The following is a 1,682-nucleotide window of genomic DNA, read 5'->3' as shown; positions in this document are numbered from 1 at the left end:
CGTGGACCTGAAATTCTTCGACGACAACGGGCTGAATCTCCCTGTGAGCGTGGAACGGAGCATCGAGTTTCTCTTCTTCCGGGAGGACTTCGTCCGCGCGGACACCGAGGAGACGGGGGAGATCTCCTTCCCCGTGGGGGGGTTCGACACGTACGTCGACGGCTTCCTCAAGGCCATCGATGTGAAAACCGTCAAGGAGCGCGGATTCAACATCGTGCTCGACTATTCCTACGGCTCATCAACCCTCATCTTCCCCCGGATCCTCGGGCGCCTGGGGGTCGAGACGGTCGCTCTGAACGCCAACCTCGACGCGGCGAAGATCACGAAGACGGAGGAAGAATTCCAGAAGGGGCTTACCCACCTGACGGCCATCTCCCGGTCCCTCTCCGCGGACTTCGGGGTGATGATCGACACCGGCGGGGAGAAGATTTTTCTCGTCGACGAAAAGGGGGACATCCTCCCGGATTGGACTTCCCTTCAGATCATCTGCCTTCTCGCCTGCCGGCGGAAGAGATCCGGGAGTGTCGGCGTGCCCGTCACCGCCTCCCGGAACGTGGAGAAGATCGCCGCCCGGTTCGGGATGGACGTCTTCCGGGCGAGGACCCTTCCGCGGTCTCTCATGGAGACGGCGGCCCGTGAAGGGGTCTCCTTCGTCGGGGACAACAGCGGGGGGTACGTCTTCCCCGGGTTCCAGCCCGCCTTCGACGGCATGTTCGCGATCGTCCGGCTCATGGAGATGCTGGCCGCGGAGAAACGCACCCTTTCCGACATCTTGCGGGAGATTCCGCCGACGGTGATGCTCAGGAAAAAGATCCCGTGCGCATGGGAGCACAAGGGGGCGCTCATGCGCATGCTCGCCGACCACGCCAAGGGGAAGCCGAGCCAGTTCGTCGACGGGGTGAAGATCTTCCACGGAGAGGACTGGGCGCTCGTCTACCCGAGCCAGGACGAGGCTTATTTCCACCTGTGCGTGGAGGCCGATGACCAGCGCGTGGCGGAGGAGATCGCGGCCTCCTACGTCGATCTGTTCTCCGGATGGACCCGGAAGCTGTGACGGGAGGAGACCCGTTCCGGGTGTACGTGATGGAGGTGGGGCCGCTCGCGGTGAACGCCTACCTCGTCGAGCACACGGCCAGCCGGAAGGCGGTGGTGATCGACCCCGGCGGCGACGGGGAGGCGATTCTCGCCGAGATCGCAGGCCTGGGGCTCGCGGTGGAGAAGATCCTGCTGACCCACGGCCATTTCGACCATGTGGGCGCGGTGGGTCTCCTCCGGGAAAAGACGGGAGCGCCCGTCCATCTTCACCCCGCGGACGTCGACCGGATGACGGGGGCGAGGCGCCAGGGGATGCTCTTCGGGCTGTCCGTCCCCGATCCCCCCCCGCCGGACGTCCTCGTGGAGGAGGGGGACATCGTCCCCTTCGGGGGCCAGGAGTTCCTCGTGGCGCACACGCCGGGGCATACCCCCGGTTGTGTATCCTATATAGGAGGGAAGATGGCGTTCGTGGGGGACCTCATTTTCGCCGGTTCCATCGGGAGGACCGACCTTCCCGGGGGAAACCACGAACGACTGATCGAGTCGGTCAGGAAAAAGATCTTCCCCCTCCCGGACGACACGGTCCTGTACCCGGGGCACGGCCCGGCCACGACGGTGGGGGAGGAAAAACGGTCGAACCCGTTTTT

The 1,682-nt window shown here is 64.7% G+C and carries 2 protein-coding genes; both read left to right on the top strand.

Going from position 1 to position 1,682, the window contains the following annotated elements:
- Positions 1 to 1,054: hypothetical protein (locus VJ307_07100; GenBank protein ID HJX73906.1), on the top strand; the 1,054-nt coding region annotated here is incomplete at its 5' end.
- The coding region (locus VJ307_07095) for an MBL fold metallo-hydrolase (protein HJX73905.1) at positions 1,036 to 1,682 on the top strand (647 nt) is incomplete at its 3' end. The genes VJ307_07100 and VJ307_07095, both read left to right, overlap by 19 nt.

The organism is Candidatus Deferrimicrobiaceae bacterium (genome assembly GCA_035256765.1).
Classification (GTDB): domain Bacteria; phylum Desulfobacterota; class Deferrimicrobia; order Deferrimicrobiales; family Deferrimicrobiaceae; genus CSP1-8.
Note: the sequence above shows the minus strand (reverse complement) of the source record. Positions and strands in the feature narration are given on the sequence as shown.